This window comes from Arthrobacter sp. E1SS-5 (assembly GCF_057073715.1).
Genome location: NZ_CP172703.1, coordinates 3,091,743 through 3,116,911, shown reverse-complemented (window position 1 = coordinate 3,116,911; position 25,169 = coordinate 3,091,743). Strand labels below are relative to the sequence as shown.

Here is a 25,169-nt window from a genome sequence, read left to right as displayed (position 1 = left end):
GGGCCGGCCGGCCGCGGCCGGTAGACTTGAACGGTGCTGAACGAATTCTGGGCCACTGCGCCAACCCGCTATAAAATCCTTGTTTTCAGCGCTATGGGCCTGATCGCCGTCGGCATCATCCTCACCCTCATCGGCAACACCAGCGGCAACCAAGGACTGGCCATGGCCTCCCTGCCGCTGATCGGGCTCGGCTTGGTCCTGCACGTCGTCGGCCTCGTGGTCCGCGGGCAGGCCATCCGCAGGAACCTCCGCCGGTAGCGGGCCCAGTAACCGCGGCGGGCCCTTTTCTGCCCGCCAACATGCGGGCGATAGGCTGGAATCCATGACTATCAATCCGGATCTGCAGGGCCGAAGCTACCCTGCCGCAGAGGTGTACGACGTTGGCCGCGAAAAAATCCGCGAATTCGCCCGCGCCGTGAAAGCCACCCACCCTGCACACTTCGACGTGGAAGCAGCCAAGGCCCTGGGCCACGACGACCTGGTAGCACCGCCCACCTTCGCCATCATCATCGCCCAGCGCGCCGATGCCCAGCTGATCCAGGATCCGGAAGCAGGCATCGACTTCTCCCGCGTGGTCCACGCCGACCAGCGGTTCACCCACCACCGGCCCATCGTCGCCGGCGACCGCCTCGTGGCGGAGCTGCACGTGGACGGCGTCCGCGCCATGGGCGGCGGGGCCATGATCACCACCCGCTCGGAGATCTTCGCCCTGGGTTCCGGTGACTCACGTGAGCCCGTCACCACCACCACGTCATCCATCCTGGTCCGGGGAGAGGGACAGTAGCCATGAGCCTTAGCATTCACGAACTCAGCCCCGGCCAGGAGATCGGCAGCCGCACCATTGAGGTCACCCGTACCGATTTGGTCAAGTACGCCGGCGCTTCCGGTGACTTCAACCCCATTCACTGGAACGAGGCCTTCGCCACCAGCGTGGAACTGCCGGGGGTGATCGCGCACGGCATGTTCACCATGGGCTCGGCCGTCCAGCTCGTGACTGAGTGGGCCGGCGATCCGGGCGCCGTCATGGACTTCCAGACCCGCTTCACCAAGCCAGTCCTGGTCACCGACACCACTGGGACCGAAGCACCCGGCGCCACCATCGAGGTCACCGGCATCATCGGAAAGCTCGACGCCGAAGCCAACACGGCGCGCATCGACCTTACCGTGGTATCCGCAGGGCAAAAGGTCCTGATGAAGGCCCAGGCCCTCGTCAAGCTGTCCTAAGCTGCACCTTTTGGCCACTCCTGCAGGAACCACCGCAACCGCCGCCCAAGTCACCGCCTGGCGCAACGCCGTCGTCATTGCCTACGGCGCCAGCGGCCTTGCCTTTGCCTCCTGGGTGTCCCGCCTGCCGGCCATCCGGGACGCGCTGGACCTGACCCCGGGCAACGTGGGCGTCATCCTGCTGTGCATGACGCTGGGCTCGTTCGCTTCCGTATCCGCCTCAGGCCTCATCGTGCTGCGCTTGGGCTCTAAGCGGACTATCCGCGCGGGCAGCATCATGGTGGGCGCCGGCCTGCTGACCACCGGTTTTGGCACAACCGTGCTGGAAAGCCCGATCGCAACAGCCATCGGCCTGGCAATCATCGGCCTTGGCACAGGGAGCTGGAACACCGCTTCCAACGTGGAGGGCGCGGCGGTGGAACGCGCGGTGGGCCGGCACATCATGCCCCGGCTCCACGGAGCGTTCAGCCTGGGAACGGTGGCCGGCGCAGGGCTCGGTGCGCTGGCTGCGGCCGTGTCCCTGCCGGTGTTCTGGCACCTCGCGGCTGCAGGGTCGGTGGTGGCAGTATCGGTGGCGACGGCGGCCTCCTGGTTCCGTGCCGACGTCACCCCGGTGGCGGGGGAGCGCAGCTACTCACCGGACAACTTTGAAGACCCCACCACCGGGCCCATCCCCGTAATTCCTGCCGGGACAACAACCGAGGCGCCGCTGGACAACAAGCGCAAGATCGCCCAGGCCTGGCGGGACCGCCGGACCCTGCTGCTGGGGGTCCTGGTGCTGGGCCTGGCCCTGGCCGAAGGTGCGGCGGGGGACTGGGTAGCCTTGGCGCTGGCGGATGGCCACGGGCAAAGCGATGCCGCCGGCGCTGCCGGGTACGGCCTTTTCGTCACGTTCATGACCATCGGCCGGTTTGCCGGAACGCCGCTACTGGACCGCTTCGGGCGGGTGCCCGTCATGCGGTGGTGCGCGGCCATGGCTGTGGTGGGACTAGGCATCTTCGTCTTCGCCCCGGTCCCTTGGCTGGCATACGCGGGACTTGCTGCGTGGGGGCTCGGAGCCTCCCTGGGCTTCCCGGTGGGCATGTCCGCCGCTGCCGACGATCCCGCCCTGGCCGCAGCCCGCGTGTCCGTTGTGTCCACGATCGGCTATGCCGCGTTCCTCTGCGGACCGCCGCTGCTGGGCCTGCTCGCCGAACACGTCGGCATCCTGCACTCGCTCCTGGCCGTGATGGTGATGCTGGCCGTGAGCTTCGTCCTGTCACCGGTAGCCCGGAAGGCCGTATAGGTTTCCCTAGTATTGTTGACGGGTGACTCCCACCCTGCTTTCCTCCCTGACCACGTCCGCCGTCGGCGGCCCCGCCGGTACGTTCATCGAGGCCCGGACCGAGGCGGAGATCATCGACGCCGTCCATTCCGCCGATGCCGCCGGTGAGCAGGTGCTGATCATCAGCGGCGGGTCCAACCTCCTGGTGTCTGACGACGGGTTCCCCGGAACCGTCATCAAGATCGCCTCCGAGGGGTTCACGGTCAACGCAGAGGACTCCTGCGGGGGAGTGGCCGTGGTGGTGCAGGCCGGCCACAACTGGGACAAGCTTGTGGAGCACGCCGTCCGCCATGCCTGGTCCGGCATCGAGGCGCTCTCCGGCATTCCCGGCTCAACCGGCGCCACCCCCGTCCAGAACGTGGGCGCCTACGGTGCGGAAGTTTCCCAGACCATCGCCGCCGTCCGCACCTGGGACCGCCAGCGGAATGCCGTGCAGACCTTCACGAATTCCGAGCTGAAATTCGGCTACCGGGATTCCATCCTCAAGCAGACCACCGTCAACGGCTCGCCCCGGTACGTGGTCCTCACGGTGGAATTCCAGCTGCCGCTGGGGCGGATGAGTGCCCCCATCCGGTATGCCGAACTGGCCCGGGCCCTGGGCGTGGAGGTGGGTAAGCGCGCCTATGCCAACGATGTCCGCCGTGAAGTGCTCCGGCTGCGCGGCTCCAAGGGCATGGTGTGGGACGCCGCGGACAGGGACACCTACTCCACCGGTTCGTTCTTCACCAACCCGATTGTTCCCGCCGACGTGGCGGACAAGCTGCCGGAAGCGGCGCCCCGCTACCCGGCCGGGCGGGACGGGCTGGTGAAACTGTCGGCAGCATGGTTGATCGACCAGGCAGGGTTCGGCAAGGGCTTTGGTTTGGGACCGGAAGGCGTGGCCGGCGGCCGCGCCTCGCTGTCCACCAAGCACACCCTGGCCATCACTAACCGCGGCTCAGCAAGCGCCGCTGACATGGTGGCCGTGGCACGGGAGGTGCGGGCCGGCGTCGAACGCCAATTTGGTATTTCGCTGCACCCCGAGCCGCTGCTGATCGGCCTGGAGCTCTAACCGCCCAGTCCGTGTCCTGTACCTGCGGCCGGGCCTAGGATGGGCGCATGGCTGCACGAGCTGGTTTGCGCGACCCGAGGATCATGGGGCGGCTAAGGCTCGCGTCCCAGCGGCTCACCGAGGATGCCGGCACCTCCGTGCCGGAGTTGGTGCGTTGGATGACCGCCATGCAGGCACAGGACCTGCAGGCGGCACTGTGGGCGGTAGGTGTCCGGGTGCCCGGGGCCGGAGTCGCCGACGTGCGGGCCGCTCTCGATACGGGCGCCGTGGTCCGTTCCTGGCCCATGCGGGGGACGCTGCATCTGGTTGCTCCCGAGGACCTGCGGTGGATGCTGGGCCTGACGGCCGAGCGGCTGACCAGGAGCATTGCCGCGCGGCACCGGCAGCTGGACATTACCTGGCCGGACGTGGCGAAGGCACGCGATCTGGCGCTGGACCGCATCGTGGCTGAGGGTCCCATCAGCCGCTCAGAGCTGTTTAAGGTGTTCGACGCCGGTGGCCAACCGACGCAGGGCCAGCGGGGGATCCATCTCCTGGGTTCGCTGTGCCGGCACGGATGGCTGGTGTTGGGGCCCCTTGCCGGCAACCAGCAGCTGATCGCGGCCTTCGACCAGTGGATTCCGGTATCCCGGGCCATGGAGCGCGAGGAGGCGGTCGCCGAGTTCCTGCTGCGGTACATCCGCAGCCATGGACCAGCCACCCTCCGCGACTTTGCCTGGTGGACCCAGCTGCCGCTGACCGAGGTACGTGCGGCGCTTGAGCACATCCGACACGAGCTCGTGGAAGTGGAGTTTGCGGGAACCAGCTATTGGGTCTCGCCTGACGTGGCGGCCCTCCTGGACTCAGGCGTGCCAGGTGCGCGGTCCCTTCACCTGCTGCCCGGTTTCGACGAGTTCGTGCTCGGCTACACGGACCGGACGCTGGTCCTGAACCATGGGCATGCCGACCTGATCGTGCCCGGCGGAAACGGCGTTTTCAAGAAGACGGTGGTCGCCGGGGGGAAGGTGATCGGCACCTGGGCGCTGCAGGGCGCGGGGCCGCGTGCCGTCGTCGTACCCGAACTCTTTGACGAAACCCAGCCACTGGGCCCCGCCGCGCAGGCCGCCCTCATTAAGGCCGCCCGGAGGTACACGAGGTTCCTGGCCACCTGACCGGTCCTGCATGCGAGCGGCCCCTGCCCGTCCGGGCAGGGGCCGCTCGTGAGCCAGTTGTCGGCGTTACAGGTTGCCGGTGGCGATGTTGAGCATGCGGCGCAGCGGCTCGGCGGCGCCCCAGAGGAGCTGGTCGCCCACGGTGAACGCGCTGATGTACTGCGGGCCCATCTCCATCTTGCGGATGCGGCCCACCGGGATGTCCAGGGTGCCGGAGGCGGCCACCGGAGTCAGCTCGGCCATTGAGGCTTCCTTGGTGTTGGGAACCACCTTGGCCCACTGGTTGTCCTCATCCAGCAGCTTCTCGATCTCGGCGACCGACAGGTCCTCGCGGAGCTTCAGCGTCAGGGCCTGGGAGTGGGAGCGCATGGCGCCGATGCGGACGCAGAGCCCGTCCATGATCACATGGTTTTCCTCGGAAGTGCCCAGGATCTTGTTGGTTTCCACCCCGGCCTTCCACTCTTCCTTGGACTGCCCGTTGCCCAGGTCAGCATCGATCCAGGGGATCAGGGAGCCGGCCAGTGGGACGCCGAACTGGGTGGCGTCGATGTCGGTGCGCTGGTGGGCCAGGACCTTGCGGTCGATGTCCAGGATGGCCGACGCCGGGTCATCCAGTTCCGTGCTGACCTCGGCGTTGAGCGTGCCGAACTGGCTGAGGAGCTCACGCATGTGCCGGGCGCCGCCGCCGGAGGCTGCCTGGTAGGTCATGGAGGTTCCCCATTCGACCAGGCCGTTCTTGAACAGGCCGCCGAGGCCCATGAGCATGCAGGAGACGGTGCAGTTGCCGCCGATGAAGTCCTTGGTGCCGTTGACCAGGCCCTTGTCGATGACGTCGCGGTTGATGGGGTCCAGCACGATGATCGAGTCGTCGTTCATGCGCAGGGTGGAGGCGGCGTCGATCCAGAGGCCGTCCCAGCCGCGGCTGCGCAGCTCGCCGTGGACCTGCTTGGTGTAGTCGCCGCCCTGGGCGGTGACGATAATGGGCAGCTTGGCCAGGGTGTCGAGGTCGAACGCATTCTCGAGCTTGCCGGCGCCGTCAGCGAAGGACGGCGCGGCACCTCCCGCGTTGGAGGTGGAGAAGAACACCGGGTTGATGTTGGCGAAGTCGCCCTCGTCCTGCATGCGCTGCATCAGGACGGAACCGACCATGCCGCGCCATCCGACCAGGCCGACGGAAGGGGTAGCTGCTGTAGTCATTGGTCCAGTTTAGACTTCGCATCCGGAAGGGCGCAGTCGGTTACGTCACGCCCGGCGCCGGGGTTCGGTCATAAAGTACGACGGCGTCAGGCGGCTTTTTGCTGTCGGCTGCCGTTACCAGTCCGGCCGGCTTGAGCGGCGGGTAGGAGGTTCAAGGGTCTTCCCGGCCGCCTTCCGGAGGAGTGCAGCCTTGCGCTCTTTGAAGTAGTAAGCCCATGACGTGGGCACCAGGACGATGACAATGGCGCAGCCGACGACGAATTGCACCCAGTTGGTGACCCCTTCGCCCGTGAGCAGAATGATGGCCGTTCCACAGACAACAGCTGAAAACACTGAGATCAAGATAGCAAGGAACAGTAGGCCGCCAGCCGAGTTGATGGGCCTGATGGCGCTGCCGGTTGAGCCCTTGTAGACCCCATATTTCTCGACAGTGAGTCTCTGTTTCGCGGCCTCGAGATCCACCTGCTGCCGGTAGTAACCCTTCCCGCGGCCCGGCTCTGTTGGTCCAGGAGCGGCGTCGTTCATTAATTTCCACTTCCGTTGTGAGGTTTTGGGTGAGCAGCGGCGCGGTCCCTGGTTGAGCGCCAGGGATCCCGGACTGCTAAGTGGCTGGCGCGTCCCCAGGAAACGGACGAGTGCTATCAGGGAAGTTTTCGCGGGTGATGGTGATGTGTGACGGATTCGATTCGAACCAGGCGCGTGCCTGGTCATCGGTGAGGGCAAAACGCGGTTTAGGCAACCCTTTCAGCTTGCGCTTTTTGGACGCCCGCAGTTCGCGGCGAAGGCTGCGGACTCCCAGGAGCCAGCCTCCTGTAAAGAGGACAGTACCGAGCAGTCCGAAAATGACAACAATTACATTGAGGCTGGCAAGCGCAATGATCAGCATCAGGGGTGCGCCGAGGGCTGGAATGGTCATGAGGGCTGTCACGACAACGAGCCCTGTAGTCGTATGAACCGAGTAGTTTCCGGTTGGCTGGGAGCCGCCAACACCCCATTTGTCCTTTGTATAGGCATGGACGGTGCGGTCCATTCCCGTGGCGTAGAAGTAAGGCCGATCCACAAGTAGCTTCTGTACGGCAGGACCGATCGCCCTGGGCGACTCGCGCTTTATCGGGAAGCCGCAGGCGGTCGGATCCTGTGCGGAGAATCACTGGTTGACATGTCCTGCTCCGGGTTCCGGCGCGTGCCGTTCCTTACGCAGCCTCTTGGCCCGGTACTCGTCCCTTGCCATGCCGAAGGTGTACCACGCTCCGAAAATGCCGAACGCGGTGAGAACAAGGGCGCCCCAGAACGGCTGGCCACCGTCGGTTACCGGCCTCAGCAGTATCACCAGGGAAAGAACGACCAGGACCGCCATAACGGCGGTCAGGATTCCCATACCCCACCACGTTCGCACCTGCACGTGTCCACGGCCGGGTGAAAATCCGATCTCGTCGCCCGGGTAGCTGTGCAGTTCACCTGTATCTGTCCTGCGCAGTACCCGCTTCTCACCCCGGGCAAGCGCTGCCTTGTGCTCGGCATAGACGGCGTCATTGCGGCGTTCACGGTCTCGGTCGAATGTCACAGTCAGTCCTGACGGATGATTTGGATGTGGCGAAGGAGGACTGCGTCGTCCACACCCCTAGTTTCGGCTATGTCTTTTTGTCCGGGAGTGGAGAGGCCGATAGTCCAGGACTCGTCGCCGCCCTTCTTCACATACAGGGTCTGTCCCGTGGGATCCTCGCGGCGCCGGAGCGTGGCACCGCCGTGGGGGTTGTCGCGCAGATGCTGTTTGATGACCAGGAGGTTGGCCTCGGCGGCCGTGACGTCGGGTCTCTGCGCCATTGCCCACCAGGTGAAGTAGGCGCGGGGCTGGAACAGGAGATGCAGGTCGTCGCCTTCCATGCAGATAACGCTATCGCCCCCTTCTGCGGTCAGCAGCGATATTTCAATGCGACGGCTGGCGGAAGAGAGGACAGCGGCGACCGCGGCAGTTGGTCCTGATACGGAGAGGAGTCCATCGCTTTCGGCCTTGGCGAGTCCACGGGCCACCAGAGACGACGCACCTGCGCTCACCATGTCCGTATTGTCCAGGTAGCCGGCCACTCTCAGGGCTTCCGCGCTGAGCACTCCAGCCTCGCCGCCCCGGAGGGTTGCTAGGGCGGCTATCTCGGCAAAGCCGTATCCGATGGCATCGGGTATGGCGGTGGTTTCCGCAGTTGTCTCAGTCATCGTCGATACCTCTCCTTGTGGGCTCAGAATCCAAAGAAGTCGCCGACCTTTTCGGCGGCATCCCCGGCACCTTCCCAGGCTTCCTTGGCACCATCAGCGATGGACCCGCCGATGGCATTGACTGTCTCCTTGACTATCGGAACATTGTCGTAGATGGCCAGTGCGCCGGACGCTACCATCGCCGCTGTTCCTACAGGAGGGGGAGCGAAACTCGCCACTCCCAGGCCGGCCTTAACTCCAGAGTAGAGGGCGGCCCATCCGTCGCCTTCCTTGATGTTGTTGACAGTGTCAAGCACGTCAAGACCGACCCCGATTCCGCCCAAGGCTTTACCGCCGAACTCGAAGAACTTCGCTGCCTTGCCGCCCTCGGCGAGGTTCAGTGCAGTGTCCCACCTGCCGTCGAATAACTCTGACGAGGTGTTGAAATACTGGCTCAGCATGTTCGAGTCCTGGAATGCCTTCGCCGCGGTCCGGAAGTCCCTGGAGAAGAGGAACTCGCCGAGGTTGTCTGCCTTGCCAATGAAGTGGGGAAGATCGAACAGTCCTGCCCGGAGATTCGGTAGTGCCTTGGTGAGGTTGTAGATATCCCAGCCGCTGCGGAACGGGGAGTTTGGATCCGTTAGCCAGTCCGGGCCCCAGGGATCGTTGCTGCCCTGCCCCGGGATTGGCGGGCGGGGACCGTTGTTGCCGGTGGGCGAACCGGTGCCAGGTCCACCAACAGCGCCTGCGCCGTTGGTGCTCGCCTTTTCCTGCTCATCTGCATTCCTGAGCAGCACCTTCGATTCCTGCTGCAGCCGCGAGACAGTCTGCTGAAGGAGCGTGCGGTGGCTGCTGTTCCAGTCAGACCGGAACCGCTGGGCGTCTGCGCCTTTCCAGGCCGGGTTGTTGTTGATCTGGCTGCTTAGCTGCGTCGACTGCTGCTGCAGCAGGTCGGCCGTCTTGTTGAACTGCTGCGCGAGGGCCCGAAGTTGCTCGACGTCGGCGCCCCACAAAGTTCCTGCCACCAGGATTCCCCCCAATATTCATCCAGCAGCCCCCAGAGTGCTGCGTGCCCCAGCCTAGGCCAGGACCGCGCCACCCGCGATGGGGTGGCCTCCCCATGCCGCTGCCAAAAGCGCTAACTGCGGTCCGACTGCTCCAGGACGGCTGCCTTCCGCGCGCGCAGCGCGAAGAACGCGCCGAAGGTGAACACCTGGGTGACCACCACCAGCACGATGGCCCCGGCGATCTTGTTGCCGCCCAGGATCATGGTGAGGCCCACAATCGCTGAGAGCAGTGCCAGTAGGGGCAGCAGCATGTAACCCAGGACGAACAGGGTTTCCGGTTTTTTCAGCATGTTCCTAGCCCTCGGTCCGGGTCCATTTGGTGAATCGGTAGCGCGTACCGTTGGCCGCCGTCAGCCACCCGTCCGGCGGGACGGAGGCGGACGCCTCCCAACTGGGGCCGAGCTCGGGAGCGAAGGTGTCGCCGTCGGCCTTGACATCGATGGTGGTGACCACCGCGACGTTGGCGAGTTCGGTGGACTGGCGGAACACTTCGCCGCCGCCCAGGATCCATACCGTTTCGCCGCCGTCGACAAACTGCGACTCAAGGAGCGCGTCATCCAGGGAAGGAACCACGACGGCGCCCTCCGCCTCAGGCGTGTCCGCCCAGCTTTTTTGCCGGGTGATCACAATATTGGTGCGGCCGGGCAGGGGACGGTACTTGTCCGGGAAGGACAGCCAGGTTTTGCGGCCCATGATGACCGGATGCCCGGTGGTCAGCTTGGTGAAGTGCTTGAGGTCCTCGGGCAGGTGCCAAGGCATGTCCCCGTCCTTGCCGATCACACCGTCGGAGGTCTGCGCCCAGACCAGCCCGACGCCGGTGATCGAGGCGGCCAGCTCCTCCGTGAAGGACTGGGGATCCGTGGAGTTTTCGGTGCTCATACGGCAATCGGCGCCTTGATCGTGGGGTGGTGCTTGTAGCCCACCACTTCGAAGTCCTCAAGGGTGTAGTCGAAGATCGACGCCGGCTTGCGGGTGATCTTCAGCTGCGGGTATTCGTAGGGCTCGCGTTCCAGCTGCTTGAGCACCTGGTCCATGTGGTTCTCGTAAATATGCACATCACCGCCGGTCCACACGAACTCGCCCGGCTCCAGGCCAACCTGCTGGGCAACCATGCAGGTCAGCAGCGCGTAGGAGGCGATGTTGAAGGGGACGCCCAGGAACATGTCCGCCGAGCGCTGGTACAGCTGGCAGGAGAGTTTGCCGTTGGCCACGTAGAACTGGAAGAACGCGTGGCAGGGCGGGAGCGCCATGTCGTTGAGTTCCGAGACGTTCCAGGCCGAGACGATGTGCCTGCGGGAATCCGGGTTGGACCTCAGGTTATCGATAAGCTCGGCGATCTGGTCGATGTGGCCGCCGTCCGGAGTGGGCCAGCTGCGCCACTGCACGCCGTAGACCGGGCCGAGGTCCCCGTCCTCGTCCGCCCACTCGTTCCAAATGGTGACGCCCTGGTCCGTCATCCACTTGATGTTGGTTTCGCCGCGCAGGAACCACAGGAGTTCCACCGCCACGGACTTGAAGTGGACCCGCTTGGTGGTGATCAGCGGGAAGCTTTTAGAGAGATCGAAGCGGATCTGGCGGCCGAAAACGCTGGTTGTTCCGGTGCCCGTGCGGTCCGATTTATGGGTGCCGGTGGCCATGACATCGCGCAGGAGGTCTTCATAAGGCGTTGGGATGCTCACCCGTCAAGTCTACTGGCTGGGGGTTGTTCGCTGGCGGCACTGGCGCGTCTCCGCTGGAGCGAACTCCTGCAACGGGGATCACCGCGATCACCACTGCGGCGGTGGCCAAGAGAACCCCGACGGCGGGCGCCGCCTGCCACGCGAAGTCCCACGGTTCCTGCCCGGGTGGCGACGCCCGGTGCAGCTTTGTCCCTTCGCTCATCAGCAGCAACCCTGCCTGGGCGACCAGGAACGCGGCGAGGGTCCGGACCACGCGGTGCACGGTGATGGCGCGGAGGGCGGCGTCGAGTCCCTGGGCAGGTCCCGGGACGCTGTTACGAGTGCCGGCAAGCACCAGGGGAACGCAGGAAAAGAGCGCCGTTGCCGCGCTGGTCCAGGCGGCCATCATCCACGACGGGCCTACCTGCAACCCGGCCTGCCGCCAGGCAACAACACAAATTGCAGCCACAAGAATCGCCGCCGCGATAACGAACGTATATGCCATAGCGGGGGAGACTGTTTGGCGCGGCCAACGGCGGGGTCCGCCGGCCGTCCCGTAATTCCTGTGGACCACCACCTCGCCGAGGGAAACAACCGCCAGGACCGAGACAGCTGACCCGGCCACGAAAAGCGCGGGATGCCCGGTAAGCGCTCCCGGGACGAAGATTGCGGCGGGGACAGGCAGGAATGCGGCCAGCCCCATGACCGCACCGATGGAGACCAGCAGCTTCGTCACCGGCTGCGCACCCGCCGCGCCGTTCCCCCGGGCCGGCGATGGCCCGGGAAGCCGGGGCGGGGCCCACAGCAGCATCACCAGCAGGACAGCCAGGTTAAGGACCCCTGCAGGGTTGAACCAGTTGGCCGGCCCGGTGCCAGGATCGGGGCGGGCCGCGTGGTTGCCCGCGATGGCTGCCAGACCTGCAGCAACTGTTGCGACAGTGCGCAGGAGCCGGTTCGCGGTGATGGTCCTGAGGAGTCCATCGGCCTTACTGCCCAGTCCAGCCATCGGCGGCCGCCGGGCGGTCAGTGCCAGCACAAGCAGGGTCCCCACCGCCAGAACGAGAAGCGCCCCGCCAAGGTAGGCCGCGAGTTCAACGCCGGGAATCCGGCCTTCCCCGCCGAAGGTGGCATATCCACCCGAACCGTCCGGACGCGAACCGTAGGGATGGGCGGCGAAGCCTGACAGCGTGGATGTCCGTACGATTTGCGCGGCAGAAAACAGGAAGACCGCCGCGACGGTCCAGGCCAGGCGGCGCGGCAGGAAGGTGCGGATGGGCCGGACAGCTCCAGCCTGGGCTTCCACGGTCGGGGCACGGGAATAGCTCAGTTGGCCGAGGATGTGCACGGCCAGGCAGCCGAGAACCGGCCAGGCGAGGGCCGGCAAAATCCCGACAGGTCGGCTGGCGGTTTCCGGTACCGGGAGGATCCCGGCGTTGGCTGCCGGAAGCAGTGAACTTCCCAGCCAACCAAGAACTCCGATGCAGAACGCGTGCCGGGACGCCGCTGCCGATACTTCGTGGCCCCGGGCACCACGGATCAGGTATCGAAGCAGGAGGTAGACCCCAGCGGTGAGCAGGAGCGGCCAGAGAACGGCCGCAGGTGGAACATCATGGACAACAGCGATCGTGGCAGCCTGCATTTTTCCCCCAAAAGTGTGCGTGGTCCACTAAGTCAATGCTGCGGGGTCCGCTGGGTCAACCTCGGCTTGCGCTAGTCTTCAAACGGCTTGAACTGCTCCACCGCCACAACGCCTTTCCTCCCGTTGCAGGCCACGTGGCAAACCACCACCTCGCCCGGAGAGAGGTACGGTTCATGGGCCGGCAGCCGCTTCGCCAGATGTGCAGGCATGTGTGCCGCAAGTTGCCTGAGCACAGTCGGCAGGGCTGGCCTGTGCGTGCAGACCACCACGGACCGCTGCTTGTCGAACAGCGAATTGACGACGGCGGCTGTCTTCTTGGGGCTGCGCTGGTGCTTGTGCTCCGTCAGGCCTTCCGCCAGCTTCACCTTGGCACCCGTCGCCCGGGCGTAGGGAGCAACGGTGGCCACACATCGCAGCCAGGGGCTGGTGACCACCCGCATCGGCTTCCAGGACTGCAGGAGCCGGCCAACCGCCTGCGCCTGCCGGGTGCCCGTGGCGGCCAGGGGACGCTCGCCCTCGGCCTTGCTCCAGGATGAGCGGGGCTTTGCCTTGGCGTGGCGGAGCACCAGCAGCGGCCACGTCTCCAGTGCGTCCCGTTCGTGCGCGTCCCGCAGGTATTCAAGGGGGACGACGTCGGACGGGTTGGACAGCAGGCGGGCCGCCTTCTCAGGGGCGCACCACATGACGCTGTCCACCTCCTTGCCGTCCGGCACCAAGGCGTCGCCGTTGACCCTGACCGCCCAGTAGTGGACCACCTTGAGGCCTGATGCCACGTGGTAGTGGATAGGGGGCAGCGGGATGCCCAGCGGCGCCCGGAGGCCGATCTCCTCCCAGACCTCACGGACAGCGCATTCGGGGACCGTCTCGCCGGCGTCGATCTTTCCCTTGGGCCAGGACCAATCGTCATAGCGGGGCCGGTGGATCAGCAGGACCTCAAGGCGGTCCTTGTTGATCCGCCAGGGGATGGCCCCCGCGGCGGTGACGGCTACGGGTTCCCCCGGGTGGTCGGTCTGGTCAGCTACGAGTGCATCGCTCGACACGCGGCTGCCTATCGCCGGCTCAGGCTGCGTTGCCGCGGCCGGGATGCCAGCAGCCAGGACTGGACGTCTTCAAGCGGCTTCCCGTCCTCGGACAAGTGGTGCCGTGTCCAGTGGCCCTCGTTGTCCAGGTGCCAGCTGGAAGTTTCGGGGTCCATGTAACGCCGCATGAGGTCCAGGACGTAGTTGATGTCATCGGGGCTGGCCAACTGGACCAGCGCTTCCACCCGGCGGTCCAGGTTCCGGTGCATCATGTCCGCGGAGCCGATGTACACCACTGGGTCGCCGCCGTTGGCGAAAGCGAACACCCGCGAGTGCTCCAGGAACCGGCCCAGGATGGAGCGGACCGTGATGTTCTCGCTCAGGCCGGGAACGCCGGGGCGCAGTGAGCAGATGCCGCGGACCACCACGTCCACCTTCACTCCCGCTTGGGATGCGCGGTAGAGCGAGTCGATGATGGCCTCGTCCACCATGGAGTTCACCTTGATCTGCACGTGGCCCGGCACTCCCGCACGGGCGTTGCGGATCTCGGCCTCGATCCGGTCGATGAGTCCCGACCTGACGGACCGGGGTGCCACCAGGAGCCGCTTGAAGGTGGACTTGGGGGCGTAGCCGGAGAGCTGGTTGAACAGCTTGGACAAGTCCTCGCCCACCTGGTCGTTGGCGGTCAGCAGGCCCAGGTCCTCGTAGTACCGCGCGGTGCGGGGGTGGTAGTTGCCGGTGCCGATGTGGCAGTAGCGGCGCAGGCCGTCCACTTCCTGGCGGACCACCAGCGACAGCTTGCAGTGCGTCTTCAGGCCAACGATGCCGTAGACAACGTGCACGCCGGCCTGCTCCAGCTTCCGCGCCCAGGAAATGTTGGCCTGTTCATCAAAGCGGGCTTTGATCTCCACCAGTGCAAGGACCTGCTTGCCGGCCTCGGCGGCGTCGATCAGGGCATCAACGATGGGGGAATCGCCGGACGTGCGGTACAGGGTCTGCTTGATGGCCTGGACCTTCGGGTCCGCCGCAGCCTGTTCCAGGAACGCCTGGACGGAGGTGGAGAACGAGTCGTAGGGGTGGTGCAGCAGGATGTCCCGGCGGCGCATGGCGGCGAACACGTTCGCGGCCTTGGAGGTCTCGGACTCGTTCAGGTAGCGGGAGGTGTGCGGGACGTGCTTCGGGTAGTGCAGGTCGGCCCGGTCGATGCCGGCGATGACGGACAATCCCCGGAGGTCCAGCGGAGCCGGCACCGAGTACACCTCGGATTCCTCCACGCCCAGTTCGCGGATCAGGAGCGCGCGGATGTTGGGGTTGATGTCATTGGTGACTTCCAGCCTGACCGGCGGCCCGAAGCGGCGGCGCAGGAGTTCCTTCTCCAGGGCCTGCAGGAGGTTTTCGGCGTCGTCCTCTTCCACCTCCACGTCCTCGTTCCGGGTGACGCGGAAGGTGTGGTGCTCCAGGACCTCCATGCCGGGGAACAGCTTGTCCAGGTGGACGGCAATCACTTCCTCAAGCGCAATGAAGCGGGCAACCCGACCGGGTACGGCACCGGCGCGGGGACCGTCGATGGAGATCAGTCGCGGCAGCTGGTCCGGGACTTTGACGCGGGCGAAGAGTTCCTTGTCGCTGACGGGGTTCCGGACCACCACGGCCAGGTTCAGCGACAGGCCCGAGATGTAGGGGAAGGGATGTGCCGGGTCAACGGCCAGGGGAGTGAGGATGGGGAAGACTTTTTCCGCGAACATGGCGCTGAGCTGCTGCTGGGCGGCGTCGTCCAGTTCGTCCCACTGCATGAGGTGGATGTGCTCGTACGCCAGCGCCGGCCGGATCTGGTCCGCGTACACCTGGGCGTGCCGTTCCTGCAGCCGGTGTGCCTCCTCGCTGATGCTCTCCAGCACCTCGACCGGGCTCAGCCCGGCAGGGGAGGGGACGGCCAGGCCGGTGGCGATGCGGCGCTTGAGTCCGGCCACGCGGACCATGAAGAACTCATCCAGGTTGGAGGCGAAGATGGACAGGAAGTTGACGCGCTCCAGCAGGTGCAGGGTGGGGTCTTCGGCCAGCTCCAGCACCCGGGAATTGAAGGCAAGCCAGCTCAGCTCGCGGTCCAGGAACCGGTCCGGCCGGATATCGCCCTCCGGCTGCAGGTTAGGCGCGAACTCCGGGATGTCGATGCGGTCCTGGGTTGCCCTGGATGCCGGTACCTCGGAGGAGCCGAAGCGCGCCCGCACTGGCACCGCTACATCCTGGGACGTGGCTGTTCCGGAGGGTTCCGGGTTCATGGCAACTCCTTTTGCTGGCGCTTTGGTGCCGGCGCTTCCGCCCCGCGCGGTTCCCTTCCAACCTTACAAGCAATCACTCCGGCCACAGCCGTTGTTTTACCCGGCAGCAGGGTTTGTTGAGGCTGCTCCGGTCACCCTGCCGCCGGACCGTACATGACGTCCATGTCCCAGCGGGTGAATCCCAAACGCCGGTAGAGGGCCACTGCCGCGGTGTTGTCCGCATCGACGTAGAGCATGACGGCGGTCAACCCCACGTCACGGAGGTGCTTGAGGCCCGCGATGGTCAGGGCCTTGCCCAGGCCCATGCCCTGCGCCTGCGGCGTCACTCCCACCACATACACCTCGCCGATGGCCGGATGCGCGCCATGCCGCGGGTGGACCTTCGTCCAGTGGTAACCCAGCAGCCGCCCGTCCCGGTCCTCGGCCAGGAAGAATCCGGCGGGATCAAACCAGTCTTCCGCCATGCGTGCCTCGAGGTCGGCCCTGGTCAGGTTGCCCTGTTCCGGGTGGTGGGCAAACGCCGCCCGGTTCGCGGCCAGCCAGGAATCCTCGTCCTTGCCGGGCACGAAGGTGCGGATGGCCACACCCTCCGGGAGCCCGGCATCGGGCAGGTCCGCTCCCGCCGTCGTCATCCGCATCTTCCACAACTCCCGCACCGGCGCATAGCCGTAGCGTGCGGCGAGATCGGCAGCGGCTTCGTGGTTCCCGTGGGACCACGCCTTCAGCCCGTCAAATCCCCGTACCTCCTTGAGCGCACCCACCAGCCGGTCCGCCACACCCTGGTTCCGGTAGGAGGGGTGGACGGCGATTTCCAGGATGCCGTTGCCGTCCGGCTCTTCGACCACCACGGCGAAACCTGCCAGGTCCTGGGCGGTGGCGGGATCGGAGTCCTCGTCCGGGGCGTACAGGGCCAGTGTCAGCAGCGTGTGCCCGGCGGAATCCCCGGCACGCATGGTCACCAGGGTCTGTTCGGAAATGGAGGGGTTGCCGTCTGATTCCTCGGCGGCGGCCAGGAGATCCCGGCAGTCTTTCAGGAGTTGCTGGTCAACTCCGCCACGGAGGACACGGACGGGCCACTTCTGCGGATGCGCTGGAGTCATGAGCCAAGGCTATACGTCGGCGCGGGTCGGGGCTCAGGCTTCGGTGAGTTCGTCTTCCTGCTGCCGGACCAGGGTGAGGCGGTAGCCGACGTTCCTTACCGTGCTGATGAGGTTCTCGTGGTCCGCTCCGAGCTTGGCCCGCAGGCGCCGGACGTGGACGTCCACGGTGCGGGTGCCGCCGTAGTAGTCGTAGCCCCAGACCTCGGTTAGCAATTGCTGGCGGGTGAAGACGCGGCCGGGGTGCTGGGCAAGGTACTTCAGGAGCTCGAACTCCTTGAAGGTCAGGTTCAGCGGCGCCCCGTTTACCCGGGCAGTGTAGCTGGCTTCGTCGATGATGACGCCGGCGGCGCGGATTTCGCTTGGGGCGTCTTCCTGTTCCGGGACGGCACGGGCAACGGACAGCCGGATGCGGGCCTCCACCTCGGCGGGACCGGCGGAATCGAGGACGATGTCGTCAACAGCCCAGGCCGACGAGACTGCAGCCATGCCGCCTTCGGTCAGGATCAGCACCAGCGGAGCGGAGAGGCCGGTGGCTTTCAGGAGCTGGGTGAGGGAGCGGGCGCCCACCAGGTCCTTGCGGGCGTCCAGCAGGACGATGTCGCAGGGGTCCGTTTCCAGCAGGGCGGTGGGTTCGGCGGGCAGGATATGAACCCGGTGGTTCAGCAACTCGAGGGCAGGCAGGATGTCCACCGAAGAACCGGTGCTGTTGGTCAGTAACAGGATGTGCGACATTGTTCCTCCAAGGGCCGTCCGCGCATCATTGGGCGACTGAACCGGTTTCTCACCGGCCGGTACTGGCTTCCTGCAGGAGGTTTTTGGACCGTCGGCACGCCGCCGGCCAGCCACCTCAGCAGGGAGCGTAGCTGAACCTTGAGTATACCCGGCGGCCCCCTTCCAGCCACAGATTGCGGCCATGAACAGGCCCGATTTGCGACATATCCGGTTCACATAAGGCAGGATTGAACCAGGGCTGACCAGCCCTGCCACGAGGGGGCGGACCAGCCTTCCGGCCGAACGCCAGGATGGGAAAACAGCGCAGTGAGTGCACCGACGAAGCACAGGCCGGGCCCCGCATGACGGCCGAATTGCAGGCACCCGTGCGTTCGCTTGGTTCCTGGACCGTCGGGGTCGTTGGGATCGCCGGCCTCATCGCCATCATCGCGGGGGTCTATGCCTCACCGGAGGCGCTCGTGGCAGTGGGCATCGTGATCGCCGCGGCCGTGGGCATTGGCTGGCCGCACTTCCTGCGCATTCCCGCCAAGAAGACCCTTGCCGCCGTCATCGCCCTGCCCGGTGCGGCGTCCGCAGTGGCCGCTGCCCTGACTCCGGCTCCCGGGTATCTGGACTGGACACCGACATTTGTGGCGCTGGGGATGATGGCCGTCTTCGTGGTGCAGCTGATCCGCGGCACCGGCCAGGCGCAGCGGCTCGAATCCACCCTTGGATGCTGCGCAGGCGTCCTGCTGTCCTGCCTGGGAGCGGGCTGGATCGCCGGCGCCCGCTTCAACGGCGTCCGCGAGATGCTCCTGGTGGCGGCCGTCAGTGCGGCCGTGGCCCTGCTTGCCGGGCTCATTCGCTGGCCGGACAGCATCGTGGCGCCGCTGGGAGTGGTGCTGGCCGGACTGGCAGGTCCGCTCGCGGGACTGGTCCTGTCTGATATCGCCGTCCTGCCGGCCGCCGTCTTCGGCGTGGTGGTGGGTGCGGTCCTGGCCAGCTTCCGCCGTCTTGCCACGCTCCGGGGTGCCCCGCTGAACATCCCCGCCGCACTGAGCATGGGCCTTGCCCCGGTTTCGGCTGTGGGGTCCCTCGCTTACTTCATCGACAAACTACTCATCTACTAACGGGTTAGGATGGCACCATGTCCGTACTTGCTTTTGAAATCTTCTTCCTTGTCCTGCTCGGCATCGCGAGCCTGTCCATGGCCTGGTTCGCCGGTTTCGTGGTTTACCGCCTCTTCAAGGGCCAGAAGTAGCCACCCCTTTTCCGGTGCCAGCCGCATCTGGAGGTAAGACCAATGCCTATTGAGATTCCTACAGACCTGACCCCTGAACTCGTCCCCCTTTCCTGGCTCATTGGTGAGTGGGAGGGCCGCGGCCGTCTCGGCAGCGGCGACGAGGATTCCGAGCACTTCCTGCAGCATGTCTCGTTCACCCACAACGGCTTGCCGTACCTTCAGTACCGTGCCGAAAGCTGGCTGACCGACGACGAAGGGACACGGCTGCGGCCGCTGACCGTCGAGACAGGTTTCTGGGCACTGGAGCGCAAGCAGTTGGATGCCGACGGCGGTCCCGGCCTGGTGCCGGCAGACATCGTGCCGGTGTTGAAGAGCGCCGACGAGGTGGAAGCGCTGCGGAACAAGGACGGCGGCTTCGACATCTCCGTGTCCATCTCGCACCCTGGCGGAATCTCGGAGCTGTACTACGGCCAGATCAAAGGCCCGCAGATCCAGCTGACCACCGACATGGTGATGCGCGGCAGCCACTCCAAGGACTACAGCGCGGCCACCAGGATCTTCGGCCTGGTGGACGGCAACCTGTTGTGGCGGTGGGACGTTGCCACCGGCGGAGAGGCCGGCAAGGGACTGGAGGCCCACGCCTCCGCGTTCCTGCACCGCGTTTCCTGAGCAGGGTTCCACGCAATTCCCGGGAACCCGGAATACCGCAGACCCGTGAGGACTTCTACTTCATATGATTACGCCCAGCCCTTTGTTGTCGCGCCCGGGCGCCGTCGAGGCCGCCGGCCCCGACGCCGGTGTCGCCGCCCACTACGGTGAGCCGCTGCGCGAGCAGCGCGCCCTCGCAGCCGGAACCGCCGTCGTCGACCTTTCCCACCGCGGCGTGGTTACCGTCACCGGGCCGGACCGGCTGAGCTGGCTCAACACCCTGTCCTCACAGCAGGTGGCAGCCCTCAAGCCCGGCGAGTCCAGCGAGCTGCTGCTCCTGAGCGTCCAGGGCCGCATTGACTTCGACGCCCGGGTGGTTGACGACGGCGGGACCACGTGGCTGATCGTGGAGGCCGCCGAGGCCGCGCCGCTGGCTGACTACCTCAACCGGATGAAGTTCATGCTGCGGGTGGAAATCGCCGACGTTTCGGCGGACTGGGCCGTGATGGGAAGCACCCGTGCGGTCCCCGAATGGTCCGCCTACCTTGCCTGGCAGGATCCGTGGCCGCACGTGGGCGCCGGCGGCTACTCCTACGCCACCGTTTCCGAAGAGAACCATCCAGGCGTGGACCGTCCATGGTTCGAGTACCTGGTCCCTGCCGCCGAACTGGAGGACGCCGTTGCCGGCCGCCCGCTGGCAGGCGTGCTCGCCGCCGAAGCCCTGCGCATTGCCGCCTGGCGCCCCCGCATCGGCGCCGAAACCGATGACAAGACCATTCCGCACGAACTGGACCTGCTGCGCACCGCCGTGCACCTGGCCAAGGGCTGCTACAAGGGGCAGGAAACCATCGCCCGCGTCCACAACCTGGGCCACCCACCGCGCCGGCTGGTCTTCCTGCAGCTGGACGGCTCGCAGCACACCCTGCCCGCCGCCGGCAGCCCGGTCTTGGCGGGGGAGCGGAAAGTGGGAACGGTGACTTCCGTGGGGCAGCACTACGAGATGGGGCCCGTGGCTTTGGCGGTCATAAAGCGTTCCGTTGCCCCCGATGAAATACTGACGGTCCTGGACGGCGACGAGCCCTATCCGGCCGCCCAGGAACTCATCGTCGCCCCCGACGCCGGCCAGGTTGTGGGGCGCCAGACCGGATTCCTGAGGGGGCCACGCTGATGACCGAAAACACCACGCCCGTCCACGCTGGGACAGAGGCAGCGGAAGGGCGCGACGACGACGCTCTGGCTTTGGCGCATACGCTCTTCCAGGCTGCGCGGGAGGGCAACAGTGCGCTGCTGGGTGCCTACCTGGACGCCGGCGCCCCCGCCACCATGACGAACGCTGCGGGGGATTCCCTGCTGATGCTGGCCGCGTACCATGGCCACGCCGGCACCGTTGAGCTGCTCCTGCAGCACGGGGCCGACGCCAACACCGCCAATGACCGGGGGCAGACGCCCCTCGCCGGTGCGGCATTCAAGGGTTACACGGACGTGGCCCGGGTCCTGCTGGGCGCCGGAGCGGATCCGGACGCCGGTGCGCCCTCGGCCCGTGCCGCGGCGCAAATGTTTGCCCGCACGGAGATCCTGGACCTGCTGGGCTAGCCTCACCCGGGTTCAGCCCGGCACAGCCACAACTTCAAAAGGATGACAGAGTGGAAAACGTAGAAAAGCCGTGGCCGGCACTGTGGTCCCTGGTGATCGGGTTCTTCATGATCCTGATCGACAGCACCATCGTCTCCGTGGCGAATCCCCGGATCATGGAGGGCCTGCACGCCGACATCAACTCGGTGATCTGGGTGACCAGTGCCTACCTGCTGGCCTACGCCGTTCCGCTGCTTATTACGGGACGGCTTGGCGACAGGTTCGGGCCCAGGCGGCTGTACCTGCTGGGCCTGGTGGTGTTCACTCTGGCGTCCCTCTGGTGCGGGCTGGCCCAAAATGTGGAAACCCTCATCGCCGCACGTGTGATCCAGGGGCTTGGCGCAGCCGTGATGACGCCCCAGACCATGGCGGTCATCACCCGTATCTTCCCGCCCGACCGGCGCGGCTCCGCAATGGCCATCTGGGGCGCCACGGCCGGGATGGCCACCCTGGTGGGCCCCATCCTGGGCGGTGTCCTGGTGGACGGCCTTGGCTGGGAGTGGATCTTCTTCATCAACGTGCCCATCGGCGTCGTTGGCTTCATCCTGGCGACGCGCAACGTCCCGGCGCTGAGTACCCACCCGCACCGGTTCGATATTCCCGGCGTCCTGCTGAGCGCCGTCGGGCTCTTCCTGCTGGTGTTCGGCATCCAGGAAGGCGAGACGTACAACTGGGGCACCATTACCGGTCCCATCAGCGTGTGGGGCCTGATCATCGCCGGCCTTGTCGTGCTGGCCGCGTTCGTGGCCTGGCAGCGGTTCAACAAGGGTGAGCCGCTGCTGCCGCTGGGACTGTTCCGGGACCGGAACTTCTCCCTCGCCAACCTCGGCATCACCATGGTGGGGTTCACGGTGACGTCCTTCGGCCTGCCGCTGATCTTCTACTACCAGCTTGTCCGCGGCCTGACGCCCACCCAGTCAGCACTCCTGATGGTGCCCATGGCGCTGATCTCGGGAGGCATGGCACCGGTGGTGGGAAAGATCGTGGACCGGGTCAACCCGAAATACCTCGCCGCTTCCGGTCTGGTCTTGATGGCTGTCGCCCTGGTCTGGAACGGCCTGCTGATGCAGCCTGACACTCCCATCCTGCTCTTCCTGCTGCCAAGCGCGGTCCTTGGCTTTGCCAACGCAGGCATCTGGGCCCCGCTCAGCACCACGGCCACCCGGAACCTGCCTCCCCGCCAGGCGGGCGCGGGTTCCGGCGTCTACAACACCACCCGCCAGATTGGGGCCGTACTGGGCAGCGCGGCCATAGCCGTCCTGATCCAGTCCAGGCTTGCCGCTGAACTTCCCAGCGGCCGTCCGGGTGCCGGCGCCGGCGAGGGGATGACCATGGGAGGCAGCCTGCCCGAGTTCCTGCATGCTGGATTCTCGACAGCGATGGCCCAGTCCATCTTGCTGCCCGCTGCCGTGGTGCTGGCCGGGGCGGCGGTGGCGCTGTTCTTCGCCAAGCCCAAGCCCGTGCAGGGCTGGGGTGCTGCGGACGGTGCCGGCCCCGGGCAGTCAGCGAAGGTGGACGCTGGTCTGGATTCCGCCGGCTGAAAGCCCGAGTTTCCGGGCCAGGGCCAGGCATCCGGTGTTGCTGACGTCCGCGCGCCACTGCAGGGTCAGCCCGGCGGCGAGTGCCTCGTGGGCCGCGATGGACCCCGCCAGCGCGCCAAGGCCCCGGCGGCGCCACTCAGGATCCACCAGCACGCCCAGGTTGGCCAGCAGGCCTTCCCATTCCCCGTAGGCACCGCAGGCCAGGGGCACGCGCCTGCCGTCCAGCTGATGCACGATGGTGAAGCGGTTCTCCAGGTCGGAGAGTCCCACTTCGTTGACGTCGTCCGGCGGGCAGCGCCCCTCCAGCTCTATCGCCTCGGGGTTGCCGTGCGAGACGGTCAGTTCTTCGGACGGCTGCTGAAGCGGAAGGTCGTCCGCGAAGAACAGGGCAGCTGCACCCAGTCCGTGGCCACCGCGTTCCCTGGTCAGTTTCAGGAGCGTGACGTGCTGGGCCATCTCCTCATCGGGAATGCCCGCAGCGGCATCGATCACGCTCTGCGGGCCCACCAGCGCCGAACTCCCGAACAACCGAACGAACTCCACGGTGCGGCATGATTCGTCGGCCCGGACAATCCTTTTCCCGGACGCCAAAGCGTCACCGAAAGCGTCGTCGTCAAGGCCCAGCCGGCGCGCCCACGCCAGCTGGATGATGGCCGCAGAGCCGGGATCGAGTGTCATAGTCCCAGCCTAGGGCGGCCCGAAGGCTTAGCCGAACAGGACAGGCTTAGCCGAACAGGACCGCGGCTTCGTCGTACCGGTTTTGCGGGACGGTCTTGAGCTGGCCCAGCGCCTCCTCGAAGGCCACGTGGCGGATGTCAGTGCCCTTGAGCGCCACCATGGTGCCCCAGTAGCCCTCCACCACGGAGTCGATGGCGGCCATGCCCAACCGGGTCGCGAGGACACGGTCGAATGCGGACGGGACGCCGCCGCGCTGGATGTGGCCCAGGATGGTGGCGCGGGTCTCGATGCCGGTCCGGGCTTCGAGTTCGGGGGCCAGCTGGTCGGCGATGCCGCCCAGGCGCGGCCGGCCGAAGGTGTCCAGGCCGCGCTCGGAGTGCGGGCTTTCCATGTGCTCGGGCACAAACCCTTCGGCGACAACCACCAAGGGTGCGCGGCCGCGGGCCTGGGCTTCCTTGACCCACTCGGTGATCTGCTCGATGCTGACCTTCTGCTCGGGAATGAGGATGGCGTGGGCACCGGCGGCCATGCCCGCATGCAGTGCGATCCAGCCCACGTGCCGGCCCATCACTTCGGCGATCATGCAGCGGTGGTGCGATTCACCCGTGGTGCGCAGCCGGTCGATGGCCTCGGTGGCGATCTGCACTGCGGTGTCGAAACCGAAGGTGTAGTCGGTGGCGTCGAGGTCGTTGTCCACCGTCTTGGGGACGCCGACAATTTTCAGGCCGGCGTCGGTCAGGCGCTTGGCGGCAGCCAGGGTTCCCTCACCACCGATGGCGATGATTGCATCGATGCCCAGCCGGTCCAGGTGGGCCTTGATGGCCTCGGGGCCGCCGCCGTTTTCGAACGGGTTGGTGCGGGAGGTGCCCAGGATGGTGCCGCCCTGCTTGGCTATACCGCGGACCATGGTGCGGGGGATGTCGATGATGTCGCCCTCCACCACACCGCGCCAGCCATCGCGGAATCCGACGAATTCCTGGCCATGGACGGCGATGCCTTTCAGCACTGCGCCGCGGATGACGGCGTTCAATCCGGGGCAGTCGCCACCGCTGGTGAGGATTCCAATTTTCATGTTCGGCTCAAATCCTGGGAGAAGGTTTACAGGCAGAGCGCCACGCTGAGCTCACCTAGAAGTGTAGTGGGGTGTGTGGGGTACGACACAAACCGGTTACATAGGGGTGCGCTGTCAAGAAGCGGGGAACAGCGAAAGGCCCCTGCCTGCGCGAATCATTCGCGTCAGGCAGGGGCCTTGGTCCGGTGGGTGGAAGCCGGGTCCCTACAAGCGACCGGAAGGGGCCGGTCAGGGCCGGTTCAGCGACCGGCGGTCCAGGAACGTCTGGAGCAGGATTTCGTTGCGCTGGTCCGGAATGATGATCCAAGCCAGGAGGTAGAAGATCACGGCGGGTCCGGGGAGCAGGCAGAACAGCAGGAACGCGATGCGCACGTAGGCCACGTCCACGTTGAGCCGCGCCGCGATGCCACCCAGCACCCCGCCAAGCCAGCGCTGCGGGCCGCGCTTCAGGCCAAAGCCCCTGACAATGCTGAAGAACTTATCCATGGTTCAAGACTTCCCTGTAGTTGGTTCGTTGTCACGTTTCCGGGCCGAGAGCAGGCCGCCCACCACCAGGGCCACGCCCGCCCCGATCATGAGGCCGATCAAGACGTAGGTGCCGTTGAGGGTGACGATGCCCAGTTGCGCCACGATGATCAGTGCCGCCAGCGCCAGGACGATCAGTCCCCACACCACCGTTCCCACCCTGGCAGGTGCCGGGCCCCCGGTACCCGTTTCCGTCGTCGTGATGTTGCTGCTGTCCATG

Annotated in this window: 29 protein-coding genes; 11 read left to right on the top strand and 18 right to left on the bottom strand. The window is 66.2% G+C overall.

Annotated elements, in window-relative coordinates; genetic code table 11:
• Window positions 1–33: 33 nt before the first annotated feature.
• The 6 genes from ACIGJD_RS14495 to ACIGJD_RS14470 all read left to right on the top strand — a co-directional run bounded on the left by ACIGJD_RS14495 (window position 34) and on the right by ACIGJD_RS14470 (window position 4,750).
• Window positions 34–258, top strand: a complete 225-nt coding sequence (locus tag ACIGJD_RS14495) for a DUF3188 domain-containing protein (protein ID WP_483686759.1) — start codon at window positions 34–36, stop codon at window positions 256–258.
• A 64-nt stretch (window positions 259–322) separates the two neighbouring features.
• Window positions 323–784, top strand: a complete 462-nt coding sequence (locus ACIGJD_RS14490) for an FAS1-like dehydratase domain-containing protein (protein WP_483686758.1) — start codon at window positions 323–325, stop codon at window positions 782–784.
• Window positions 785–786: 2 nt separating this feature from the next.
• On the top strand, window positions 787–1,224 hold the full coding sequence (locus ACIGJD_RS14485) for a MaoC family dehydratase (protein ID WP_483686757.1): 438 nt from the start codon (window positions 787–789) through the stop codon (window positions 1,222–1,224).
• Window positions 1,225–1,234: 10 nt separating this feature from the next.
• Complete coding sequence (locus tag ACIGJD_RS14480) at window positions 1,235–2,509, top strand: MFS transporter (RefSeq protein ID WP_483686756.1); 1,275 nt, start codon at window positions 1,235–1,237, stop codon at window positions 2,507–2,509.
• A gap of 22 nt (window positions 2,510–2,531) precedes the next feature.
• The gene (locus ACIGJD_RS14475) at window positions 2,532–3,599 is read left to right on the top strand and encodes a UDP-N-acetylmuramate dehydrogenase (protein WP_483686755.1); all 1,068 of its coding nucleotides are present in this window, start codon (window positions 2,532–2,534) and stop codon (window positions 3,597–3,599) included.
• A 47-nt stretch (window positions 3,600–3,646) separates the two neighbouring features.
• The gene (locus ACIGJD_RS14470; protein ID WP_483686754.1) at window positions 3,647–4,750 is read left to right on the top strand and encodes a winged helix DNA-binding domain-containing protein; all 1,104 of its coding nucleotides are present in this window, start codon (window positions 3,647–3,649) and stop codon (window positions 4,748–4,750) included.
• A 66-nt stretch (window positions 4,751–4,816) separates the two neighbouring features.
• On the opposite strand, the gene asd is transcribed toward ACIGJD_RS14470, so the two are convergent.
• From asd to ACIGJD_RS14400, 14 genes are all read right to left on the bottom strand, one after another.
• Complete coding sequence (gene asd, locus ACIGJD_RS14465) at window positions 4,817–5,947, bottom strand: aspartate-semialdehyde dehydrogenase (protein ID WP_364397219.1); 1,131 nt, start codon at window positions 5,945–5,947, stop codon at window positions 4,817–4,819.
• A gap of 114 nt (window positions 5,948–6,061) precedes the next feature.
• The gene (locus ACIGJD_RS14460) at window positions 6,062–6,472 is read right to left on the bottom strand and encodes a hypothetical protein (RefSeq protein WP_483686753.1); all 411 of its coding nucleotides are present in this window, start codon (window positions 6,470–6,472) and stop codon (window positions 6,062–6,064) included.
• 76 nt (window positions 6,473–6,548) lie between these two features.
• On the bottom strand, window positions 6,549–6,977 hold the full coding sequence (locus ACIGJD_RS14455) for a hypothetical protein (RefSeq protein WP_483686752.1): 429 nt from the start codon (window positions 6,975–6,977) through the stop codon (window positions 6,549–6,551).
• Window positions 6,978–7,094: 117 nt separating this feature from the next.
• The gene (locus ACIGJD_RS14450) at window positions 7,095–7,511 is read right to left on the bottom strand and encodes a hypothetical protein (RefSeq protein ID WP_483686751.1); all 417 of its coding nucleotides are present in this window, start codon (window positions 7,509–7,511) and stop codon (window positions 7,095–7,097) included.
• Window positions 7,512–7,513: 2 nt separating this feature from the next.
• Window positions 7,514–8,158: a hypothetical protein gene (locus ACIGJD_RS14445; RefSeq protein ID WP_483686750.1), complete on the bottom strand. Its 645-nt coding sequence runs from the start codon at window positions 8,156–8,158 to the stop codon at window positions 7,514–7,516.
• 23 nt (window positions 8,159–8,181) lie between these two features.
• Window positions 8,182–9,162, bottom strand: a complete 981-nt coding sequence (locus ACIGJD_RS14440) for a hypothetical protein (protein ID WP_483686749.1) — start codon at window positions 9,160–9,162, stop codon at window positions 8,182–8,184.
• 113 nt (window positions 9,163–9,275) lie between these two features.
• Window positions 9,276–9,494 (bottom strand): NF038396 family protein, encoded by a 219-nt coding sequence (locus ACIGJD_RS14435; RefSeq protein WP_483686748.1) that lies wholly within the window; start codon window positions 9,492–9,494, stop codon window positions 9,276–9,278.
• 4 nt (window positions 9,495–9,498) lie between these two features.
• Entirely contained in the window at window positions 9,499–10,083 is a 585-nt protein-coding gene (locus tag ACIGJD_RS14430; RefSeq protein ID WP_483686747.1) for a dihydrofolate reductase, read from the bottom strand.
• Entirely contained in the window at window positions 10,080–10,883 is an 804-nt protein-coding gene (locus ACIGJD_RS14425) for a thymidylate synthase (protein ID WP_483686746.1), read from the bottom strand. Before ACIGJD_RS14425 ends, ACIGJD_RS14430 begins: the two co-directional genes overlap by 4 nt.
• Window positions 10,861–12,501, bottom strand: a complete 1,641-nt coding sequence (locus tag ACIGJD_RS14420; protein ID WP_483686745.1) for a hypothetical protein — start codon at window positions 12,499–12,501, stop codon at window positions 10,861–10,863. The genes ACIGJD_RS14425 and ACIGJD_RS14420 overlap by 23 nt, the downstream gene beginning before the upstream one ends.
• Window positions 12,502–12,572: 71 nt before the next feature.
• A complete protein-coding gene (locus ACIGJD_RS14415; RefSeq protein ID WP_483686744.1) occupies window positions 12,573–13,541 on the bottom strand; it encodes an NUDIX hydrolase in 969 nt (322 codons plus the stop codon).
• A gap of 8 nt (window positions 13,542–13,549) precedes the next feature.
• Window positions 13,550–15,799, bottom strand: coding sequence for an RNA degradosome polyphosphate kinase (locus ACIGJD_RS14410; RefSeq protein WP_483686743.1), 2,250 nt, complete (start codon window positions 15,797–15,799; stop codon window positions 13,550–13,552).
• A 131-nt stretch (window positions 15,800–15,930) separates the two neighbouring features.
• Window positions 15,931–16,899: a mycothiol synthase gene (gene mshD / locus ACIGJD_RS14405; RefSeq protein WP_483686742.1), complete on the bottom strand. Its 969-nt coding sequence runs from the start codon at window positions 16,897–16,899 to the stop codon at window positions 15,931–15,933.
• Between the two features lie 33 nt (window positions 16,900–16,932).
• Complete coding sequence (locus ACIGJD_RS14400; protein ID WP_018769102.1) at window positions 16,933–17,631, bottom strand: winged helix-turn-helix transcriptional regulator; 699 nt, start codon at window positions 17,629–17,631, stop codon at window positions 16,933–16,935.
• Between the two features lie 341 nt (window positions 17,632–17,972).
• Here ACIGJD_RS14400 and ACIGJD_RS14395 point away from each other — a divergent pair, with 341 nt between their 5' ends.
• From ACIGJD_RS14395 to ACIGJD_RS14375, 5 genes are all read left to right on the top strand, one after another.
• Window positions 17,973–18,740 (top strand): permease, encoded by a 768-nt coding sequence (locus ACIGJD_RS14395; protein WP_483686741.1) that lies wholly within the window; start codon window positions 17,973–17,975, stop codon window positions 18,738–18,740.
• A 173-nt stretch (window positions 18,741–18,913) separates the two neighbouring features.
• The gene (locus ACIGJD_RS14390; protein WP_142133067.1) at window positions 18,914–19,522 is read left to right on the top strand and encodes a nitrobindin family protein; all 609 of its coding nucleotides are present in this window, start codon (window positions 18,914–18,916) and stop codon (window positions 19,520–19,522) included.
• A gap of 64 nt (window positions 19,523–19,586) precedes the next feature.
• Window positions 19,587–20,669: a CAF17-like 4Fe-4S cluster assembly/insertion protein YgfZ gene (gene ygfZ / locus ACIGJD_RS14385; protein ID WP_483686740.1), complete on the top strand. Its 1,083-nt coding sequence runs from the start codon at window positions 19,587–19,589 to the stop codon at window positions 20,667–20,669.
• Window positions 20,669–21,094, top strand: a complete 426-nt coding sequence (locus tag ACIGJD_RS14380) for an ankyrin repeat domain-containing protein (protein WP_483686739.1) — start codon at window positions 20,669–20,671, stop codon at window positions 21,092–21,094. The genes ygfZ and ACIGJD_RS14380 overlap by 1 nt, the downstream gene beginning before the upstream one ends.
• A gap of 50 nt (window positions 21,095–21,144) precedes the next feature.
• A complete protein-coding gene (locus ACIGJD_RS14375) occupies window positions 21,145–22,674 on the top strand; it encodes a DHA2 family efflux MFS transporter permease subunit (protein WP_483686738.1) in 1,530 nt (509 codons plus the stop codon).
• Here ACIGJD_RS14375 and ACIGJD_RS14370 read toward each other — a convergent pair.
• The 4 genes from ACIGJD_RS14370 to ACIGJD_RS14355 all read right to left on the bottom strand — a co-directional run bounded on the left by ACIGJD_RS14370 (window position 22,636) and on the right by ACIGJD_RS14355 (window position 25,168).
• A complete protein-coding gene (locus tag ACIGJD_RS14370) occupies window positions 22,636–23,352 on the bottom strand; it encodes a GNAT family N-acetyltransferase (protein ID WP_483686737.1) in 717 nt (238 codons plus the stop codon). The genes ACIGJD_RS14375 and ACIGJD_RS14370 overlap by 39 nt on opposite strands.
• 46 nt (window positions 23,353–23,398) lie before the next feature.
• Window positions 23,399–24,424 (bottom strand): 6-phosphofructokinase, encoded by a 1,026-nt coding sequence (locus ACIGJD_RS14365; protein ID WP_483686736.1) that lies wholly within the window; start codon window positions 24,422–24,424, stop codon window positions 23,399–23,401.
• 228 nt (window positions 24,425–24,652) lie between these two features.
• Window positions 24,653–24,910, bottom strand: coding sequence for a PspC domain-containing protein (locus ACIGJD_RS14360; RefSeq protein WP_483686735.1), 258 nt, complete (start codon window positions 24,908–24,910; stop codon window positions 24,653–24,655).
• Window positions 24,911–24,913: 3 nt separating this feature from the next.
• The gene (locus ACIGJD_RS14355; protein ID WP_483686734.1) at window positions 24,914–25,168 is read right to left on the bottom strand and encodes a hypothetical protein; all 255 of its coding nucleotides are present in this window, start codon (window positions 25,166–25,168) and stop codon (window positions 24,914–24,916) included.
• Window position 25,169 lies beyond the last annotated feature (1 nt).

What these genes read in the sequence shown, in the direction of transcription:
- ACIGJD_RS14470 (WP_483686754.1), top strand. Translation starts at nt 3,647, where the DNA reads ATGGCTGCACGAGCTGGTTTGCGCGACCCGAGGATCATGGGGCGGCTA.
- ACIGJD_RS14390 (WP_142133067.1), top strand. Translation starts at nt 18,914, where the DNA reads ATGCCTATTGAGATTCCTACAGACCTGACCCCTGAACTCGTCCCCCTT.
- ACIGJD_RS14485 (WP_483686757.1), top strand. Translation starts at nt 787, where the DNA reads ATGAGCCTTAGCATTCACGAACTCAGCCCCGGCCAGGAGATCGGCAGC.
- ACIGJD_RS14490 (WP_483686758.1), top strand. Translation starts at nt 323, where the DNA reads ATGACTATCAATCCGGATCTGCAGGGCCGAAGCTACCCTGCCGCAGAG.
- ACIGJD_RS14365 (WP_483686736.1), bottom strand. Translation starts at nt 24,424, where the DNA reads ATGAAAATTGGAATCCTCACCAGCGGTGGCGACTGCCCCGGATTGAAC.
- ygfZ (WP_483686740.1), top strand. Translation starts at nt 19,587, where the DNA reads ATGATTACGCCCAGCCCTTTGTTGTCGCGCCCGGGCGCCGTCGAGGCC.
- ACIGJD_RS14435 (WP_483686748.1), bottom strand. Translation starts at nt 9,494, where the DNA reads ATGCTGAAAAAACCGGAAACCCTGTTCGTCCTGGGTTACATGCTGCTG.
- ACIGJD_RS14410 (WP_483686743.1), bottom strand. Translation starts at nt 15,799, where the DNA reads ATGAACCCGGAACCCTCCGGAACAGCCACGTCCCAGGATGTAGCGGTG.
- asd (WP_364397219.1), bottom strand. Translation starts at nt 5,947, where the DNA reads ATGACTACAGCAGCTACCCCTTCCGTCGGCCTGGTCGGATGGCGCGGC.
- ACIGJD_RS14430 (WP_483686747.1), bottom strand. Translation starts at nt 10,083, where the DNA reads ATGAGCACCGAAAACTCCACGGATCCCCAGTCCTTCACGGAGGAGCTG.
- ACIGJD_RS14460 (WP_483686753.1), bottom strand. Translation starts at nt 6,472, where the DNA reads ATGAACGACGCCGCTCCTGGACCAACAGAGCCGGGCCGCGGGAAGGGT.
- ACIGJD_RS14380 (WP_483686739.1), top strand. Translation starts at nt 20,669, where the DNA reads ATGACCGAAAACACCACGCCCGTCCACGCTGGGACAGAGGCAGCGGAA.
- ACIGJD_RS14370 (WP_483686737.1), bottom strand. Translation starts at nt 23,352, where the DNA reads ATGACACTCGATCCCGGCTCTGCGGCCATCATCCAGCTGGCGTGGGCG.
- ACIGJD_RS14360 (WP_483686735.1), bottom strand. Translation starts at nt 24,910, where the DNA reads ATGGATAAGTTCTTCAGCATTGTCAGGGGCTTTGGCCTGAAGCGCGGC.
- ACIGJD_RS14355 (WP_483686734.1), bottom strand. Translation starts at nt 25,168, where the DNA reads ATGGACAGCAGCAACATCACGACGACGGAAACGGGTACCGGGGGCCCG.
- ACIGJD_RS14395 (WP_483686741.1), top strand. Translation starts at nt 17,973, where the DNA reads ATGACGGCCGAATTGCAGGCACCCGTGCGTTCGCTTGGTTCCTGGACC.
- ACIGJD_RS14400 (WP_018769102.1), bottom strand. Translation starts at nt 17,631, where the DNA reads ATGTCGCACATCCTGTTACTGACCAACAGCACCGGTTCTTCGGTGGAC.
- mshD (WP_483686742.1), bottom strand. Translation starts at nt 16,899, where the DNA reads ATGACTCCAGCGCATCCGCAGAAGTGGCCCGTCCGTGTCCTCCGTGGC.
- ACIGJD_RS14445 (WP_483686750.1), bottom strand. Translation starts at nt 8,158, where the DNA reads ATGACTGAGACAACTGCGGAAACCACCGCCATACCCGATGCCATCGGA.
- ACIGJD_RS14455 (WP_483686752.1), bottom strand. Translation starts at nt 6,977, where the DNA reads ATGGACCGCACCGTCCATGCCTATACAAAGGACAAATGGGGTGTTGGC.
- ACIGJD_RS14420 (WP_483686745.1), bottom strand. Translation starts at nt 12,501, where the DNA reads ATGCAGGCTGCCACGATCGCTGTTGTCCATGATGTTCCACCTGCGGCC.